Origin of the sequence: Stenotrophomonas sp. GD03819, assembly GCF_029841665.1 — a bacterium.
Lineage (GTDB): Bacteria > Pseudomonadota > Gammaproteobacteria > Xanthomonadales > Xanthomonadaceae > Stenotrophomonas > Stenotrophomonas geniculata.
Genome location: NZ_JAOCEW010000002.1, coordinates 107,366 through 124,240 on the forward strand (window position 1 = coordinate 107,366; position 16,875 = coordinate 124,240).

Sequence of the window (16,875 nt, forward strand, 5' to 3'; positions counted from 1 at the left end):
GTTGAAGGCGGCTTAAGTGCTCCTTCTGTTCCGTTGTGCCTCAAACCCCGTTTCTGTCAGGCTGAAATCTATGACCTTCGCAGGCATGTGTCAAAAAATGCGAAAGATGACTCTATTCTGACTAAGCGGCGCGGCCCTGCCTGACATCCAGTTAGGGTATGCCTCAATCTGACGGTAGCGAGTCGCAGGCGTTCGGATCGGCATCGGTTTCGTTCCCTGTCTTGGCACGCGCTTCGAAGCGTTGATAACACTCCAACCCGCAGAAGTGCTCGACGTATTCCGCGCCTTCCGGGGTGAAGGCGGCATCGAGCGGGATTTCCTTGCAGCACACGCAGCAACTGGTGGTGGTCGAGTCACTTGCATTCATGGTGGCACCCCTCCATTGACTGACGAAGACGGCGAATGCCGCCGCCGGCATTGGCTTCGCGAACAGGAAGCCTTGTCCTGTGTCGCAGTCCGCTTGTCGCAATAGATCAAGACTCGCCGATGTTTCCACGCCTTCAGCCACCACATCCATGCCCAGCCCGTGCGCAAGCTGAATCACGGTGTGCACGATGGTTTGGTCGCGGCGGTCGTTGGCGAGCCCGGCGACAAACGATTGGTCGATCTTGAGCGTGCTGATTGGGCAGCACTTCAGATGTTGCAGACAGGAATACCCCGTCCCGAAGTCATCGGCGGCGAAGCGCACACCGATCTGCCGCAAGGCGTCCAGGGCGGGGAAGATCGCCGGATCACCAAACGCGACCGATTCGGTCAGCTCGATTTCGAGATACTCGGCGGGCAACTCGGCATCAGCCAGCACGCCCTTTACCCACCCGTCGAAGTCCGGTCCCACTTGGCTCGCCGAAACATTGACGGCCAGCCGGAACGGTCGCCATGCCAGCATTCGCCAGTCACGCATCTGGCGGCAGGCTTCGCCCAGCACCCAAGCGCCGATTTCAGGCATCAGGCCGGACGATTCGACCACGGGCAGGAACTGGCCCGGTGGCAATAGTCCAAGCGTCGGATGACGCCAGCGCAACAGGGCTTCCGCGCCGACAATCCCACCACTGCGCAGATCGACGACGGGCTGGTAGTGCAGTTCAAGCTGCCCGCGCTCGACCGCTTGGGCCAGTTCCGGCGTCGTCCATCCATCCGGCCGGAAAGCGCTCATTCTCTTTCCCTGAATGCCCGCAACGCCCGCGACAGGGACAGAAGGAACAGGCCGGTCAAACCGAGCGCCGCGATGACCCAATGCTCGCCGAGGAAAGCACCGGCGGTTGTGCCGGCCAGCACGACAGCGAGGATGGGCAGGTGGCAGGGGCAAGTCAGCACAGCCAGTCCGCCCCACAGGTAGCCGGTGATCGGTTTGTGCGTCTCGGACGGCAAGCGCTCGGGGTTGTTCATGGCAGACTCTCCGCGTGCTGTGCCGGCTCGGTCGGCAGGGTGGCCAACTGCACTTCCAGATCGGCCAACGCTTCGCGCCGACGCTCGACGAACTGACGCAGCAGGGCAAGCTGCGCGGCCGCTTCGTCGCCGTCCGCCGCATCCAGCGCCCGGCACAGCCGCGCCAGCGCGTCGAGGCCGATGCCCGCCTCGAAGGCCGCCCGCACGAAGCACAGCCGTTGCAAGGCGGCGTCATCGAACAAGCCGTAGCCGCCTGGTGTGCACGCCACCGGGCGCAGCAATCCGCGCAGCAGGTAGTCGCGCACGATATGCACGCTCACCCCGGCATCAAGAGCCAGCCGGGACACCGTGTAGGCGTTCATTGAACACCTCCTTTTTCTCACCCGGCGCAGCAGGAAAGCTGCTTCACATCCTTGTTGAAGGTCTGCGCCGCGAGCTTCAACCCCTCGACCATCGTCAGGTAGGGGAACAACTGGTCGGCCAGTTCCTGCACCGTCATGCGGTTGCGAATGGCCAGAGCCGCCGTCTGGATCAGTTCACCCGCTTCCGGCGCGACCGCCTGTACGCCGATCAGCCGATGGCTGCCTTCCTCGATAACCAACTTGATGAAGCCGCGTGTGTCGAAGTTGGCGAGCGCACGCGGCACGTTGTCCAAGGTCAAGGTGCGGCTGTCGGTCTCGATCCCGTCGTGGTGGGCTTCCGCCTCGCTGTAGCCCACGGTCGCCACTTGCGGATCGGTGAACACCACGGCCGGCATTGCGGTCAGGTCGAGCGCCGCATCGCCGCCGGTCATGTTGATCGCGGCACGGGTGCCGGCCGCTGCCGCCACATAGACGAACTGCGGCTGGTCGGTGCAGTCGCCGGCCGCGTAGATGTTCGGGTTGCTCGTGCGCATGCCTTGGTCGATGACGATGGCACCTTGCGCATTGACAGTGACCCCCGCTGCGTCCAGCGCGAGGCTGCGCGTGTTCGGTGTCCGACCGGTGGCAACCAGCAGTTTGTCGGCGCGCAATTCACCGTGCGTGGTGGTCAGCACGAATTCACCGTCCATATGGGCGACCTGGCTGGCTTGCGTGTGCTCCAGCACCTCGATGCCCTCGGCACGGAAAGCGGCTGTCACCGCCTCGCCGATGGCCGGGTCTTCACGGAAGAACAAGGTATTGCGCGCCAGGACCGTGACCTTGCTGCCCAGCCGGGCAAAGGCTTGCGCCAGCTCCAGCGCCACCACCGACGAGCCGATTACGGCAAGGCGTTCGGGAATGGTGTCGCTCGCCAGGGCCTCGGTGGAAGTCCAGTAGGGTGACTCTTTCAAGCCCGGAATCGGCGGGACCGCCGGGCTGGCACCCGTGGCGACCAGGCAGCGGTCGAACATCACGACGCGCTCGCCACCCTCGTTCAAACGGACGGTAAGGCTCTGGTCGTCCTTGAAGCGCGCCTCACCGTGCACAACGGTGATGGCCGGATTACCGCCCAGGATGCCTTCGTACTTGGCGTGCCGCAGTTCGTCGACGCGGGCCTGCTGCTGGGCCAGCAGCTTACTGCGGTCAATCGTAGGCACAGTTGCCGCAATACCGCCATCGAACGGGCTTTCCCGGCGCAGATGGGCGATGTGGGCGGCGCGGATCATGATCTTGGACGGCACACAGCCGACATTGACGCAGGTGCCGCCGATGGTGCCGCGCTCGATCAGCGTGACCTGCGCGCCTTGCTCGACGGCCTTCAGCGCCGCCGCCATCGCGGCTCCACCGCTGCCAATGACCGCTACCTGCACCGGGGGCTCGTTGCCACTGTGCTTTTCGGCGGCGGCCATCCATCCCCGCACCTTGTCGAGCAGTCCGACGCGGTTGTCCGCCAGTGGCGCATCGGCTAGCGTTGCCTTGTAGCCCAGTCCGGCCACGGCGGCAGTCAGCGCGTCCGGCGATGTGCCCGGCACGATGGCGAGTTGCGCTGTGCCCTTCGGATAGGACACCAGCGCCGACTGCACGCCTGGCACTTTTTCCAGCGCTTCCTTGACGTGCGCCGCGCACGAGTCGCAAGTCATGCCGGTGATTTTTAGATGGGTCATGCAACAGATCCTTTATCGTTTGTGGCGCCAGACAATGACGTCCGTTGTGCTGCGGTGCCGTTTTCAGTGACTCACTGCTTGACGCTGGACGGATAGCCCGCGTCTGCGGTTGCCTTGGTCAGCTTCTGCACGCTGGTCTTGGCATCGTCGAAGGTGACGACCGCTTGGCGTGTCTCGAAAGTCACGTCAACTTTGCTGACGCCTTCGACCTTGGAAATCGCCTTCTTGACAGTGATCGGGCAGGCGGAGCAGGTCATGCCCGGTACGGACAGCGTGACGGTCTGGGTGGCGGCCCAGACGGGGGCAACAACGGCGGCGAGGGCGAGGGAGGCAAACAGTTTCTTCATGGTGAACTCCGATCAGTAGAAAAATGGCATGACGTAGGGAAATCCGAGCGCGACCAGAACCAGCGCGGCCACGATCCAGAAAATGAGCTTGTAAGTAGCTCGCACTTGGGGAATCGCGCAGACCTCACCCGGTTTGCAGGCCGCTGCCTGCCGGTAGATGCGCCGCCAGGCGAAGAACAACGCCACCAGCGCCACGCCGATAAAGATGGGGCGATAGGGTTCCAACACCGCCAAGTTGCCGATCCAAGCGCCGCTGAACCCCAAGGCGATCAGAACCAACGGCCCGAGGCAGCAAGCCGAGGCGAGGATGGCGGCAAGCCCTCCAGTGAAGAGCGCGCCGCGCCCGGTTTTTGGTTCAGACATGCGCTTGTCCTTTCGAATTGAAATTGGATAGCGTAACCTTACTTCCGTACTCATGTACGGAGTCAAGCGATATGGAAAACAATTTGGAGAACCTGACCATTGGCGTTTTCGCCAAGGCGGCCGGGGTCAATGTGGAGACCATCCGTTTCTATCAGCGCAAGGGCTTGTTGCTGGAGCCTGACAAGCCCTATGGCAGCATCCGCCGCTATGGCGAGGCGAATGTAACGCGGGTGCGCTTCGTGAAATCAGCCCAGCGGCTGGGCTTCAGCCTGGATGAGATCGCCGAGCTGCTGCGGCTGGAGGATGGCACCCATTGCGAGGAAGCCAGCAGTCTGGCCGAGCACAAGCTCAAGGACGTGCGCGAGAAAATGGCTGACCTGGCGCGCATGGAGGCCGTGCTGTCTGAGTTGGTGCGCGCCTGCCATGCGCGAAGGGGGAACGTTTCCTGCCCGCTGATCGCGTCACTACAGGGTGGAGCAAGCTTGGCAGGTTCGGCTATGCCTTAGCGTGCTTTATTTTCCGTTTTCTGAGACGACCCCTTAGAAAGCCTAGTCAAAGAGCTGTCACGAGAACACCGTTAGCTTAGCGTACGATTTTTTCCGAATTCTGCGGTTCCCCCTTCCTCCGCATCTACGAGCTTGCACTGCAGGCCAGCTTCCGCGCAGATTTCACAATAGAACAGCTATCTGCCGAGCTAGGGCTGGTGGTGGACCAACTCTGGCCGAACTTTGAGAAAGCGGTTAGCGAAGCGGGATTGCCGATCGAGCAACTCGGGACCGAGTTGGTGCTTGGTGGATGGTCGTTGAAGAACGGCCGGATGATGGCCACGGCGTATGCGAAGAGTGACAGCCGGCGCCCTTGCGTTGTCCAGCCGATCGGGGGGCAGATGGCGTCGCCGGGCGAACCGCTCCAGGCCGCGACCCCTAGCATGGCCCAGGTGGATCTGCTGGCCCATGCGCGTCTCCAGGTCAGCTACCTCAATGGGCAATTGGGCCGGAAAGTAGCAGGAGGTCGGGCTCTGTTGCAAAGATTGGCGGCAGTCAGAGGTAGGCTGTCGCTCTGCGCCGATCAGGCGGCTGCTGCGAAATGGTGGTTGAGCATGCCCATGGCCTCCGTCAGCGCCGAGGGCCCAATGCCAAAAGCTCTCTCCACAAGGCGCACCTCGCCCCTGATGCCGGGCTGCAGGCACCAGGGGCGAGCCTGTCCTTTGCGCAGGGCTCGCATGACTTCGAATCCCTTGATCGTGGCATAGGCCGTGGGGATCGATTTGAAACCGCGCACCGGCTTGATCAGTATCTTGAGCTTTCCGTGATCGGCCTCGATCACGTTATTGAGATACTTCACCTGCCGGTGGGCCGTCTCCCGGTCCAGCTTTCCTTCGCGCTTCAATTCGGTGATCGCTGCACCATAGCTCGGCGCTTTGTCGGTATTGAGCGTGGCAGGCTTTTCCCAGTGCTTCAGGCCTCGCAGGGCCTTGCCCAGGAACCGCTTCGCTGCCTTGGCGCTGCGGGTCGGCGACAGGTAGAAATCGATCGTGTCGCCCCGCTTGTCGACTGCCCGGTACAGGTAGGTCCACTTGCCCCGCACCTTGACGTAGGTTTCATCCAGGCGCCAGCTCGGATCAAAGCCACGCCGCCAGAACCAGCGCAGCCGCTTCTCCATCTCCGGGGCGTAGCACTGGACCCAGCGATAGATCGTCGTATGGTCGACCGAAATGCCGCGTTCCGCCAGCATTTCCTCAAGGTCGCGATAGCTGATCGGATAGCGACAATACCAGCGCACCGCCCACAGGATCACATCACCCTGGAAATGGCGCCACTTGAAATCCGTCATCGTTCCGTCCGTCCAATCTCCGCCAAGCATGCTCAAGCTTCACGATTTTTGCAACAGAGCCCACACGAGTATTGAGCATAGTCGAGATTGGTGCAGATCACTTCTGATATTGAACTGTCAGGAGCTGGCTGCACAACAGCCATTACGCCCAATCAACTGGTGCAGTCGTCTTCTGAAAATGACATTTGGTATCTCTCATAAACGGATGTTTTTGAGAGAACTATCTTCGGCCTTCACACGCACGAAAGGCGGCGAAGCTCCGCCGTTAATCCGTCCGCCGGAGATCTCGCCCAGGCAGGCTGAAGGCCGAGCAAGCCTGACAGGCCCGAAAAGCCCGGCACGGGCGTCGGCGGCGATGACGGCGGCGGCATTATCCAGGGTTGATGATGGAAGTGGAGGATATCGACAACCTCTCGCGCAACCAAGACATCGCGGTCGGACTGCAAGTGATCTTGAAGCCACGGGCCCGTCCCACCCCGACATGGACCTCGATGCCCGAACGGACGTTAGATTTCGAGTTCTAGGCGTTCTGCGATGAAGGTTGGATCCCAGCCGGGATTGAAAGTGTCGACGTGGGTGAATCCGAGCCGCTCGTATAGGCCACGCAGGTTCGGGTGGCAGTCGAGCCGCAGCTTGGCGCACCCCTGCGTTCGCGCGGCATGGCGGCAAGCCTCGATCAGCGCGGAGCTGACACCCCGGCCCGCATGTGTCCGTCGCACCGCGAGCTTGTGCAGATATGCGGCCTCCCCCTTGAGGGCGTCGGGCCAGAACTCGGGATCCTCGGCCGACAAGGTGCAACAGCCGACGATGCCGTCGCTGCAACTCGCGACTAGGAGCTCGGATCTCAGGACGAAGGTCTCCGCGAATGTCCGGTCGATCCGCGCGACGTCCCAGGCGGGCGTTCCCTTGGCGGACATCCACGCCGCAGCGTCGTGCATCAGCCGCACAACCTCGTCGATATCACCCGAGCAGGCGACCCGAACGTTCGGAGGCTCCTCGCTGTCCATTCGCTCCCCTGGCGCGGTATGAACCGCCGCCTCATAGTGCAGTTTGATCCTGACGAGCCCAGCATGTCTGCGCCCACCTTCGCGGAACCTGACCAGGGTCCGCTAGCGGGCGGCCGGAAGGTGAATGCTAGGCATGATCTAACCCTCGGTCTCTGGCGTCGCGACTGCGAAATTTCGCGAGGGTTTCCGAGAAGGTGATTGCGCTTCGCAGATCTCCAGGCGCGTGGGTGCGGACGTAGTCAGCGCCATTGCCGATCGCGTGAAGTTCCGCCGCAAGGCTCGCTGGACCCAGATCCTTTACAGGAAGGCCAACGGTGGCGCCCAAGAAGGATTTCCGCGACACCGAGACCAATAGCGGAAGCCCCAACGCCGACTTCAGCTTTTGAAGGTTCGACAGCACGTGCAGCGATGTTTCCGGTGCGGGGCTCAAGAAAAATCCCATCCCCGGATCGAGGATGAGCCGGTCGGCAGCGACCCCGCTCCGTCGCAAGGCGGAAACCCGCGCCTCGAAGAACCGCACAATCTCGTCGAGCGCGTCTTCGGGTCGAAGGTGACCGGTGCGGGTGGCGATGCCATCCCGCTGCGCTGAGTGCATAACCACCAGCCTGCAGTCCGCCTCAGCAATATCGGGATAGAGCGCAGGGTCAGGAAATCCTTGGATATCGTTCAGGTAGCCCACGCCGCGCTTGAGCGCATAGCGCTGGGTTTCCGGTTGGAAGCTGTCGATTGAAACACGGTGCATCTGATCGGACAGGGCGTCTAAGAGCGGCGCAATACGTCTGATCTCATCGGCCGGCGATACAGGCCTCGCGTCCGGATGGCTGGCGGCCGGTCCGACATCCACGACGTCTGATCCGACTCGCAGCATTTCGATCGCCGCGGTGACAGCGCCGGCGGGGTCTAGCCGCCGGCTCTCATCGAAGAAGGAGTCCTCGGTGAGATTCAGAATGCCGAACACCGTCACCATGGCGTCGGCCTCCGCAGCGACTTCCACGATGGGGATCGGGCGAGCAAAAAGGCAGCAATTATGAGCCCCATACCTACAAAGCCCCACGCATCAAGCTTTTGCCCATGAAGCAACCAGGCAATGGCTGTAATTATGACGACGCCGAGTCCCGACCAGACTGCATAAGCAACACCGACAGGGATGGATTTCAGAACCAGAGAAAGAAAATAAAATGCGATGCCATAACCGATTATGACAACGGCGGAAGGGGCAAGCTTAGTAAAGCCCTCGCTAGATTTTAATGCGGATGTTGCGATTACTTCGCCAACTATTGCGATAACAAGAAAAAGCCAGCCTTTCATGATATATCTCCCAATTTGTGTAGGGCTTATTATGCACGCTTAAAAATAATAAAAGCAGACTTGACCTGATAGTTTGGCTGTGAGCAATTATGTGCTTAGTGCATCTAACGCCGGAGTTAAGCCGCCGCGCGTAGCGCGGTCGGCTTGAACGAATTGTTAGACATCATTTACCAACTGACTTGATGATCTCGCCTTTCACAAAGCGAATAAATTCTTCCAAGTGATCTGCGCGTGAGGCCAAGTGATCTTCTTTTTGTCCCAGATAAGCTTGCTTAGCTTCAAGTAAGACGGGCTGATACTGGGCAGGTAGGCGTTTTATTGCCCAGTCGGCAGCGACATCCTTCGGCGCGATTTTGCCGGTTATTGCGCTGTACCAAATGCGGGACAACGTAAGCACTACATTTCGCTCATCGCCGGCCCAGTCGGGCTGCGAGTTCCATAGCTTCAAGGTTTCCCTCAGCGCCTCGAATAGATCCTGTTCAGGAACCGGGTCAAAGAATTCCTCCGCTGCCGGACCTACCAAGGCAACGCTATGTTCTCTTGCTTTTGTAAGCAGGATAGCTAGATCAATGTCGATCATGGCTGGCTCGAAGATACCCGCAAGAATGTCATTGCGCTGCCATTCTCCAAATTGCAGCTCGCGCTTAGCCGGATAACGCCACGGGATGATGTCGTCATGCACGACAAGGGTGACTTCTATAGCGCGGAGCGTCTCGCTCTCGCCAGGGAAAGCCGAAGCCTCCATAAGGTCATTGAGCAATGCTCGCCGCGTCGTTTCATCAAGCTTTACGGCCACAGTAACCAACAAATCAATATCGCTGTATGGCTTCAGGCCGCCATCCACTGCGGAGCCGTACAAATGCACGGCCAGCAACGTTGATTCCAGATGGCGCTCAATGACGCTTAGCACCTCTGATAGTTGGTTCGAAATTTCGATGGTCACCGCTACCCTCATGATGTCTAACTTTGTTTTAGGGCGACTGCCCTGCTGCGTAACATCGTTGCTGCTCCATAACATCAAACATCGACCCACGGCGTAACGCGCTTGCTGCTTGGATGCCCGAGGCATAGACTGTACAAAAAAACAGTCATAACAAGCCATGAAAACCGCCACTGCGCCGTTACCACCGCTGCGTTCGGTCAAGGTTCTGGACCAGTTGCGTGAGCGCATACGCTACTTGCATTACAGTTTACGAACCGAACAGGCTTATGTCCACTGGGTTCGTGCCTTCATCCGTTTCCACGGTGTGCGTCACCCGGCAACCTTGGGCAGCAGCGAAGTCGAGGCATTTCTGTCCTGGCTGGCGAACGAGCGCAAGGTTTCGGTCTCCACGCATCGTCAGGCATTGGCGGCCTTGCTGTTCTTCTACGGCAAGGTGCTGTGCACGGATCTGCCCTGGCTTCAGGAGATCGGAAGACCTCGGCCGTCGCGGCGCTTGCCGGTGGTGCTGACCCCGGATGAAGTGGTTCGCATCCTCGGTTTTCTGGAAGGCGAGCATCGTTTGTTCGCCCAGCTTCTGTATGGAACGGGCATGCGGATCAGTGAGGGTTTGCAACTGCGGGTCAAGGATCTGGATTTCGATCACGGCACGATCATCGTGCGGGAGGGCAAGGGCTCCAAGGATCGGGCCTTGATGTTACCCGAGAGCTTGGCACCCAGCCTGCGCGAGCAGCTGTCGCGTGCACGGGCATGGTGGCTGAAGGACCAGGCCGAGGGCCGCAGCGGCGTTGCGCTTCCCGACGCCCTTGAGCGGAAGTATCCGCGCGCCGGGCATTCCTGGCCGTGGTTCTGGGTTTTTGCGCAGCACACGCATTCGACCGATCCACGGAGCGGTGTCGTGCGTCGCCATCACATGTATGACCAGACCTTTCAGCGCGCCTTCAAACGTGCCGTAGAAGGCACTGTTGCAAAGTTAGCGATGAGGCAGCCTTTTGTCTTATTCAAAGGCCTTACATTTCAAAAACTCTGCTTACCAGGCGCATTTCGCCCAGGGGATCACCATAATAAAATGCTGAGGCCTGGCCTTTGCGTAGTGCACGCATCACCTCAATACCTTTGATGGTGGCGTAAGCCGTCTTCATGGATTTAAATCCCAGCGTGGCGCCGATTATCCGTTTCAGTTTGCCATGATCGCATTCAATCACGTTGTTCCGGTACTTAATCTGTCGGTGTTCAACGTCAGACGGGCACCGGCCTTCGCGTTTGAGCAGAGCAAGCGCGCGACCATAGGCGGGCGCTTTATCCGTGTTGATGAATCGCGGGATCTGCCACTTCTTCACGTTGTTGAGGATTTTACCCAGAAACCGGTATGCAGCTTTGCTGTTACGACGGGAGGAGAGATAAAAATCGACAGTGCGGCCCCGGCTGTCGACGGCCCGGTACAGATACGCCCAGCGGCCATTGACCTTCACGTAGGTTTCATCCATGTGCCACGGGCAAAGATCGGAAGGGTTACGCCAGTACCAGCGCAGCCGTTTTTCCATTTCAGGCGCATAACGCTGAACCCAGCGGTAAATCGTGGAGTGATCGACATTCACTCCGCGTTCAGCCAGCATCTCCTGCAGCTCACGGTAACTGATGCCGTATTTGCAGTACCAGCGTACGGCCCACAGAATGATGTCACGCTGAAAATGCCGGCCTTTGAATGGGTTCATGTGCAGCTCCATCAGCAAAAGGGGATGATAAGTTTATCACCACCGACTATTTGCAACAGTGCCCATAGGCTTCATCAGCGCCTGACTGGCGAGCACGATTCCGGCCCTAGCCGCAGGATCGCGCAGGACGACCTAGTTACGAACCAGGCCGAGTGTTCCTGACATCCATCGGCACCATAGTTCTGCTTATCCGGCACGCGCGCGTCAGGGGTGTGGTGAACTACAAAGCAGACCCGTTGAGGTTATCAGTTCGATGCACAATCAGCAGCGCATAAAATATGCACAAGAACAGGAGCACCCTTCGCATTAAGCTGTGGTGGTAACAAGTAGTGCCGGGCTACCATCAGCGAGCATGATGCGCTCCCACAGCATTCGCCTTGGCAGTATGGAAGTTCCTCGCTCCAGTTCGGGCCGGTATCCACCTCGAGTGACCCCAGCCGCCCCTCATGCCAACCGAGCCCATTAAGCGCAGAGTCGGCCGCAACTATCTCGGGGACGCATAAACACGCAGCGATTTACCAAGGAGTTCGGCTAGGTCAATCCGCAATTCCCTTTGCCTGGCCGGAGATGCCGCGAGCAAACAATGTGTCCGGTCGCTACCAGATGGACTTTGTGGGCGGAGGATTGCACCAGACGCTTCAGCGCAGCGTCGTACGATGAATCGGAAGGCCCGGTAAGCAATTGAAGAACCGCTGACCACCTCCCATCCGACAATGCAAGGGTGCCCCGCTCCCAGCGCGACACGGTTGCCTGATCCACACCCATTAATTCAGCTAGGTGACTTTGCTTCATATGACGAAGCAACCGCGCCCTCCGCACCTGCCGCCCCCTGTCATTCGTCAACATTCTTCAGCACCTCAATGTCGTTCGTAGTGAGCCTCATTTTTTCAAGACCGCCGATGATGAGAGCCAGGCCTCGCTCGAATGCCGCGTCCGGACCGCCTTCGTAGACGATTTTCATCGCGCTCTGTAGGCGCGCCGGCATCGTAGACGCTGAGGTGGTCAACTGATCTTCGCCCCGCTCCTCGGCGTCTGCCTCGCTAGCTTGCTGCTCAAGAACAGCGCCGACGGTGAAGTAGCTGATTGCCATCAACGCATAGGTCGCGTCACCTGCCGAAAAGCCAGCATCGCAAAGGAAGCGAAGCTGCGCGTCGGCTTTTTCCATCTGCGGCGCGGCTGGCCGCGTCCCGGCATGAATACGCGCGCCATCGCGATAAGCGAGCAACGCCCGTCGAAAACTGCATGCATTGCCCTTCAGGAACGAACGCCAGTCGTCGTCATCCCTTGGCGTCGAATGCGTGTGATTTATCGTCAGCATGGCTTCGGCAAGTGCGTCGAGCAACGCACGCTTGTTCTTGAAATGCCAGTAGAGCGCTGGCTGTTGCACCCCGAGGCGCTCAGCCAGTCGGCGCGTCGTTAGACCTTCCATGCCCACGTCGTTAAGCAGTTCGAGCGCGGTTCGGATCACGGCCTCGCGTTGGAGCTTGTTCATTCGCGAATTCTCATGTTTGACAGCTTATCATCGATAAGCTTTAATGCGGTAGTTTATCACAGTTAAATTGCTAACGCAGTCAGGCACCGTGTATGAAATCTAACAATGCGCTCATCGTCATCCTCGGCACCGTCACCCTGGATGCTGTAGGCATAGGCTTGGTTATGCCGGTACTGCCGGGCCTCTTGCGGGATATCGTCCATTCCGACAGCATCGCCAGTCACTATGGCGTGCTGCTAGCGCTATATGCGTTGATGCAATTTCTATGCGCACCCGTTCTCGGAGCACTGTCCGACCGCTTTGGCCGCCGCCCAGTCCTGCTCGCTTCGCTACTTGGAGCCACTATCGACTACGCGATCATGGCGACCACACCCGTCCTGTGGATCCTCTACGCCGGACGCATCGTGGCCGGCATCACCGGCGCCACAGGTGCGGTTGCTGGCGCCTATATCGCCGACATCACCGATGGGGAAGATCGGGCTCGCCACTTCGGGCTCATGAGCGCTTGTTTCGGCGTGGGTATGGTGGCAGGCCCCGTGGCCGGGGGACTGTTGGGCGCCATCTCCTTGCATGCACCATTCCTTGCGGCGGCGGTGCTCAACGGCCTCAACCTACTACTGGGCTGCTTCCTAATGCAGGAGTCGCATAAGGGAGAGCGTCGACCGATGCCCTTGAGAGCCTTCAACCCAGTCAGCTCCTTCCGGTGGGCGCGGGGCATGACTATCGTCGCCGCACTTATGACTGTCTTCTTTATCATGCAACTCGTAGGACAGGTGCCGGCAGCGCTCTGGGTCATTTTCGGCGAGGACCGCTTTCGCTGGAGCGCGACGATGATCGGCCTGTCGCTTGCGGTATTCGGAATCTTGCACGCCCTCGCTCAAGCCTTCGTCACTGGTCCCGCCACCAAACGTTTCGGCGAGAAGCAGGCCATTATCGCCGGCATGGCGGCCGACGCGCTGGGCTACGTCTTGCTGGCGTTCGCGACGCGAGGCTGGATGGCCTTCCCCATTATGATTCTTCTCGCTTCCGGCGGCATCGGGATGCCCGCGTTGCAGGCCATGCTGTCCAGGCAGGTAGATGACGACCATCAGGGACAGCTTCAAGGATCGCTCGCGGCTCTTACCAGCCTAACTTCGATCATTGGACCGCTGATCGTCACGGCGATTTATGCCGCCTCGGCGAGCACATGGAACGGGTTGGCATGGATTGTAGGCGCCGCCCTATACCTTGTCTGCCTCCCCGCGTTGCGTCGCGGTGCATGGAGCCGGGCCACCTCGACCTGAATGGAAGCCGGCGGCACCTCGCTAACGGATTCACCACTCCAAGAATTGGAGCCAATCAATTCTTGCGGAGAACTGTGAATGCGCAAACCAACCCTTGGCAGAACATATCCATCGCGTCCGCCATCTCCAGCAGCCGCACGCGGCGCATCTCGGGCAGCGTTGGGTCCTGGCCACGGGTGCGCATGATCGTGCTCCTGTCGTTGAGGACCCGGCTAGGCTGGCGGGGTTGCCTTACTGGTTAGCAGAATGAATCACCGATACGCGAGCGAACGTGAAGCGACTGCTGCTGCAAAACGTCTGCGACCTGAGCAACAACATGAATGGTCTTCGGTTTCCGTGTTTCGTAAAGTCTGGAAACGCGGAAGTCCCCTACGTGCTGCTGAAGTTGCCCGCAACAGAGAGGGAGGTCGACTGCTAGTTGGGTTTCTGCAGAAGGGGCAAGCCCTGCTCAAGGATCTAGGAGAGATCTAGGTCGCGGGAGTCAAATACGCTAGGGGCTGAAATCGAAGTTCAGGTCTGGCCCTAAGGCAGAAGGCCAAAGCAGACCAAGGTCGTCCGTGGATTTGGGATGTTTATCGAGGGCAGGGTGGATGTCCGCTTCTGGCCGGAAGCGGACATTGGGCGGCGACCGGCCCGGTGATGGCATCCGCCTTCGACCCAAAGCGGGCATCGTTCTCGACACACCTGAGTTGATCCGTACTCCAAAGCCTGTTTCCGCTACCCCTTGTAGTGCTCGACGTAGAGCCCCAAAGCTGCCAACGACGCATACACGGCGGACCCAGCGTTGGTCGCGTACAAGGCAAAGGGAACCGGAGGATCGCAGGGAACTGTTGCGATGAACCACGGAGCTGAGCTCGTCAAGCTCGTCCTAGGTGATGTGAGGAATCCTAGCTCCCTACGCATACCTAGCGCCTCGCGGACGTACGCCTTGTTCCAGCCGCCAGTCTTGCACGAGACCCCAAGAAGTAACTCCGTAAATGCGGGATAGCGACGGGTCTTAATCGGACGATATACACCGACGTCAATCTCGTGACGGTCAGCCGCTTTGACCACCGTCGTGCCTTTCCAGCTATGGCTTAGTGTGGTGACCTGCACTGAAATCCTAATCTCGAGCTTCTCAGTAGACGTAGATCCACTGATGTAATCGTGATCCGGATGGTTTGCTTTGCATGGAGATCCTCCAAACGTCAGGACGCCTGCCATCTTGGGGGTACACGTGAGCTTGTAGCCCGCACTATCGATGATTCGCAGAAGCCTAAGCAGCACCCGAAGTTCGTAAGCCTTTCCTTGCGCGTAGGGAGACCCGCTCGCCTTAGCACGCGAAATGGCTGCTTTCACAGCGTTGAGGATTGCTAACTTACTGATCGTCACAGTCGCGGTCCTCGTGGCGCGTGTTCCTCGCGAGGGTCGTCCGGTGGCAGATATCGAGCGATATAGGCCTCAAGATCTGCCTGCTCGTGATCCGTCAAACGCTGGGGTGATACAGTTGGTAGATGTGACCGGATTGAGCGAACTCGGCGACCTTCTGGTGTCTCAACAGTGTAATGAACGTCCTCCAGTCCGGTGAGACCTTGGACCAGCTTCCCGATCTCACCCAAGGTTTGCGAGAGGGCGTCTTGGGTCGTCACAGGTCTAAAATCGAGAACCGCCGCAAGTGCGGCTGCAGCTTGTGCATTCGTGTCGTCCTCGTAATCAGACATCGCCTGAACAATCGCGGAGCGAAGCGATCTAACAATTTGTGGATCAAGCTCAGACGCAAGGGCTAGCGCCTTCCCTATCTCCCTAATTACCTCTTCACCACCTTGATCTTCTGCCATTCACAACTCCACAGCTGTAGACATTAACGGGCCGCGCGGGATGAACCGCCCGGATTCTCTAAATTCAATTGCCGAAGGTTGCCGTTGGCAATGTTCCTTAAGAGTAAGGCACAGTGCGGTTTGGTTCCATAAGCGGATCGCGCTGGCTGTATCCCGAAGTGTGCGATGACGCCGAAGCTGGATAGTGTCGCTGAATTGGACCATCAGGCACTTAGGTCTGAGCCCTGATACAGATTGATGATATGACTCCAAGTCGCGTACGGGCTGCGAAGAGCACCGGCTACTTTGGTCCGCTTCTGACCGAAAGCGGACATTCGTTTAACCAAGGGTGAAGGAAACTTTTAGGGCCAGGATGGACTTCAACTCTCTCGTTCGCTCGCTTCTATCCGATGCGAAGATGCGCCGTAACAAGCCTCTGCGAGACTAGTGCGCGAGCCAGGTCGCTGACATTGCTCCATGGCCTATGACGTGCCCCGCACCCGCTGGTCAAATGGAACCGCCCTCGGCACCATGGGCACGACCATCTAAGGAGTTCTTCATGCTCTACCAAGATAAGTACGTCGCCTTCATCGACATGCTCGGGTTCTCCGCACTTGTCCAAGAGTCGGCAGCCGACATGAGCAAGCTTGATGAAATAGCAGAGGCCATCGACAGACTAAAGAACACAGCGTGCTGCAACCCAGCAACAGGACTTTTGTTCACTTACTTCAGCGACTGCATCGTCATATCAAGCAGCCGCTCTCCTGCTGGCCTTGCCGACATCCTGAGCTGCATCAGAATGTTGGCCGAGAACCTGCTAGTGGTTGATATATTGATACGTGGAGGGCTCACAGTTGGAAGCATTCATCATGATTCTCAGATGATCTTCGGACCGGCGATGCTGGACGCCTATCGCATGGAATGTAAGGAAGCACGCAATCCCATGGTGCTCGTGAGCGAAGAGGTGCGATCGGATGCTCGCGCTGCGGGGTTAAGCAACCTGTTGACGTGGGATGACGAAGAGCCAGACCGCCACTATGTCCACTATCTGATCTCGTACAGCGCTTATGACTCTAATCCAAGGGCGGGCGTCGTGATTCTCGATAGCCAGGCCGCTCTCATCCGGCATTTCATCGCCAAGAGGCTGCTAGGCGCTCCGGGTAAGATCCTGGATAAAGCCGAGTGGATGGAACGATATTGGAACGAGAAGGTGGCGACAGGTGGAATTCTCGGACGTGTTGACAGGGTCGCAGACCTTGTTAGGCCCAATGCGCGACCATTTCGCAGCAGACTCGCCGTTCTAGCACCGCAACCGGGCGCCACTAGTGTGGACTAGCGAA

At 59.0% G+C, this 16,875-nt stretch carries 16 protein-coding genes and 2 pseudogenes; 4 read left to right on the forward strand and 14 right to left on the reverse strand.

Annotated features, from left to right (window positions below; translation table 11 throughout):
• Positions 1-163 precede the first annotated feature (163 nt).
• From N5D45_RS01710 to merT, 6 genes are all read right to left on the reverse strand, one after another.
• Positions 164-1,153, reverse strand: coding sequence for a DUF3330 domain-containing protein (locus tag N5D45_RS01710; protein WP_003132006.1), 990 nt, complete (start codon positions 1,151-1,153; stop codon positions 164-166).
• The gene (gene merE / locus N5D45_RS01715) at positions 1,150-1,386 is read right to left on the reverse strand and encodes a broad-spectrum mercury transporter MerE (RefSeq protein ID WP_003132004.1); all 237 of its coding nucleotides are present in this window, start codon (positions 1,384-1,386) and stop codon (positions 1,150-1,152) included. Before merE ends, N5D45_RS01710 begins: the two co-directional genes overlap by 4 nt.
• Positions 1,383-1,748: a mercury resistance co-regulator MerD gene (gene merD, locus N5D45_RS01720; RefSeq protein WP_000995360.1), complete on the reverse strand. Its 366-nt coding sequence runs from the start codon at positions 1,746-1,748 to the stop codon at positions 1,383-1,385. The genes merE and merD overlap by 4 nt, the downstream gene beginning before the upstream one ends.
• Positions 1,749-1,765: 17 nt before the next feature.
• A complete protein-coding gene (gene merA / locus N5D45_RS01725; RefSeq protein WP_003156770.1) occupies positions 1,766-3,451 on the reverse strand; it encodes a mercury(II) reductase in 1,686 nt (561 codons plus the stop codon).
• 71 nt (positions 3,452-3,522) lie between these two features.
• A complete protein-coding gene (gene merP, locus N5D45_RS01730) occupies positions 3,523-3,798 on the reverse strand; it encodes a mercury resistance system periplasmic binding protein MerP (RefSeq protein WP_003131987.1) in 276 nt (91 codons plus the stop codon).
• A gap of 12 nt (positions 3,799-3,810) precedes the next feature.
• Positions 3,811-4,161: a mercuric ion transporter MerT gene (gene merT / locus N5D45_RS01735; RefSeq protein ID WP_003131974.1), complete on the reverse strand. Its 351-nt coding sequence runs from the start codon at positions 4,159-4,161 to the stop codon at positions 3,811-3,813.
• A 71-nt stretch (positions 4,162-4,232) separates the two neighbouring features.
• Between merT and merR the strand changes: the two genes are divergently transcribed.
• Positions 4,233-4,667 (forward strand): Hg(II)-responsive transcriptional regulator, encoded by a 435-nt coding sequence (gene merR / locus N5D45_RS01740; RefSeq protein ID WP_005413387.1) that lies wholly within the window; start codon positions 4,233-4,235, stop codon positions 4,665-4,667.
• Positions 4,668-5,229: 562 nt separating this feature from the next.
• On the opposite strand, the gene N5D45_RS01745 is transcribed toward merR, so the two are convergent.
• The 5 genes and pseudogenes from N5D45_RS01745 to N5D45_RS01765 form a co-directional block, all read right to left on the reverse strand.
• Positions 5,230-5,994: an IS6-like element IS6100 family transposase gene (locus tag N5D45_RS01745; RefSeq protein WP_001389365.1), complete on the reverse strand. Its 765-nt coding sequence runs from the start codon at positions 5,992-5,994 to the stop codon at positions 5,230-5,232.
• A 506-nt stretch (positions 5,995-6,500) separates the two neighbouring features.
• On the reverse strand, positions 6,501-7,001 hold the full coding sequence (locus tag N5D45_RS01750; RefSeq protein ID WP_000376623.1) for a GNAT family N-acetyltransferase: 501 nt from the start codon (positions 6,999-7,001) through the stop codon (positions 6,501-6,503).
• A gap of 127 nt (positions 7,002-7,128) precedes the next feature.
• Positions 7,129-7,968, reverse strand: coding sequence for a sulfonamide-resistant dihydropteroate synthase Sul1 (sul1, locus tag N5D45_RS01755; protein WP_000259031.1), 840 nt, complete (start codon positions 7,966-7,968; stop codon positions 7,129-7,131).
• Positions 7,962-8,309: a quaternary ammonium compound efflux SMR transporter QacE delta 1 gene (locus N5D45_RS01760; RefSeq protein WP_000679427.1), complete on the reverse strand. Its 348-nt coding sequence runs from the start codon at positions 8,307-8,309 to the stop codon at positions 7,962-7,964. Before N5D45_RS01760 ends, sul1 begins: the two co-directional genes overlap by 7 nt.
• Before the next feature lie 116 nt (positions 8,310-8,425).
• Positions 8,426-9,264, reverse strand: a pseudogene (locus N5D45_RS01765) (AadA family aminoglycoside 3''-O-nucleotidyltransferase).
• A gap of 145 nt (positions 9,265-9,409) precedes the next feature.
• Between N5D45_RS01765 and intI1 the strand changes: the two are divergent.
• Positions 9,410-10,207: pseudogene (gene intI1, locus N5D45_RS01770) on the forward strand (class 1 integron integrase IntI1); the annotation flags it as partial.
• A gap of 52 nt (positions 10,208-10,259) precedes the next feature.
• On the opposite strand, the gene N5D45_RS01775 reads toward intI1, so the two are convergent.
• Together N5D45_RS01775 and tetR(C) are read right to left on the reverse strand one after the other, a co-directional pair.
• Positions 10,260-10,964, reverse strand: a complete 705-nt coding sequence (locus N5D45_RS01775; protein ID WP_001067855.1) for an IS6-like element IS26 family transposase — start codon at positions 10,962-10,964, stop codon at positions 10,260-10,262.
• Between the two features lie 832 nt (positions 10,965-11,796).
• A complete protein-coding gene (tetR(C), locus tag N5D45_RS01780; RefSeq protein ID WP_001038045.1) occupies positions 11,797-12,456 on the reverse strand; it encodes a tetracycline resistance transcriptional repressor TetR(C) in 660 nt (219 codons plus the stop codon).
• Between the two features lie 92 nt (positions 12,457-12,548).
• Here tetR(C) and tet(C) point away from each other — a divergent pair, with 92 nt between their 5' ends.
• Positions 12,549-13,739: a tetracycline efflux MFS transporter Tet(C) gene (gene tet(C), locus N5D45_RS01785; protein ID WP_001297013.1), complete on the forward strand. Its 1,191-nt coding sequence runs from the start codon at positions 12,549-12,551 to the stop codon at positions 13,737-13,739.
• A gap of 55 nt (positions 13,740-13,794) precedes the next feature.
• Here tet(C) and N5D45_RS22545 read toward each other — a convergent pair whose 3' ends face one another.
• The gene (locus tag N5D45_RS22545; protein ID WP_001260374.1) at positions 13,795-13,923 is read right to left on the reverse strand and encodes a type VI secretion protein; all 129 of its coding nucleotides are present in this window, start codon (positions 13,921-13,923) and stop codon (positions 13,795-13,797) included.
• 2,171 nt (positions 13,924-16,094) lie between these two features.
• Between N5D45_RS22545 and N5D45_RS01795 the strand changes: the two genes are divergently transcribed.
• Positions 16,095-16,871: a hypothetical protein gene (locus N5D45_RS01795; protein ID WP_032966761.1), complete on the forward strand. Its 777-nt coding sequence runs from the start codon at positions 16,095-16,097 to the stop codon at positions 16,869-16,871.
• Positions 16,872-16,875: the final 4 nt, after the last annotated feature.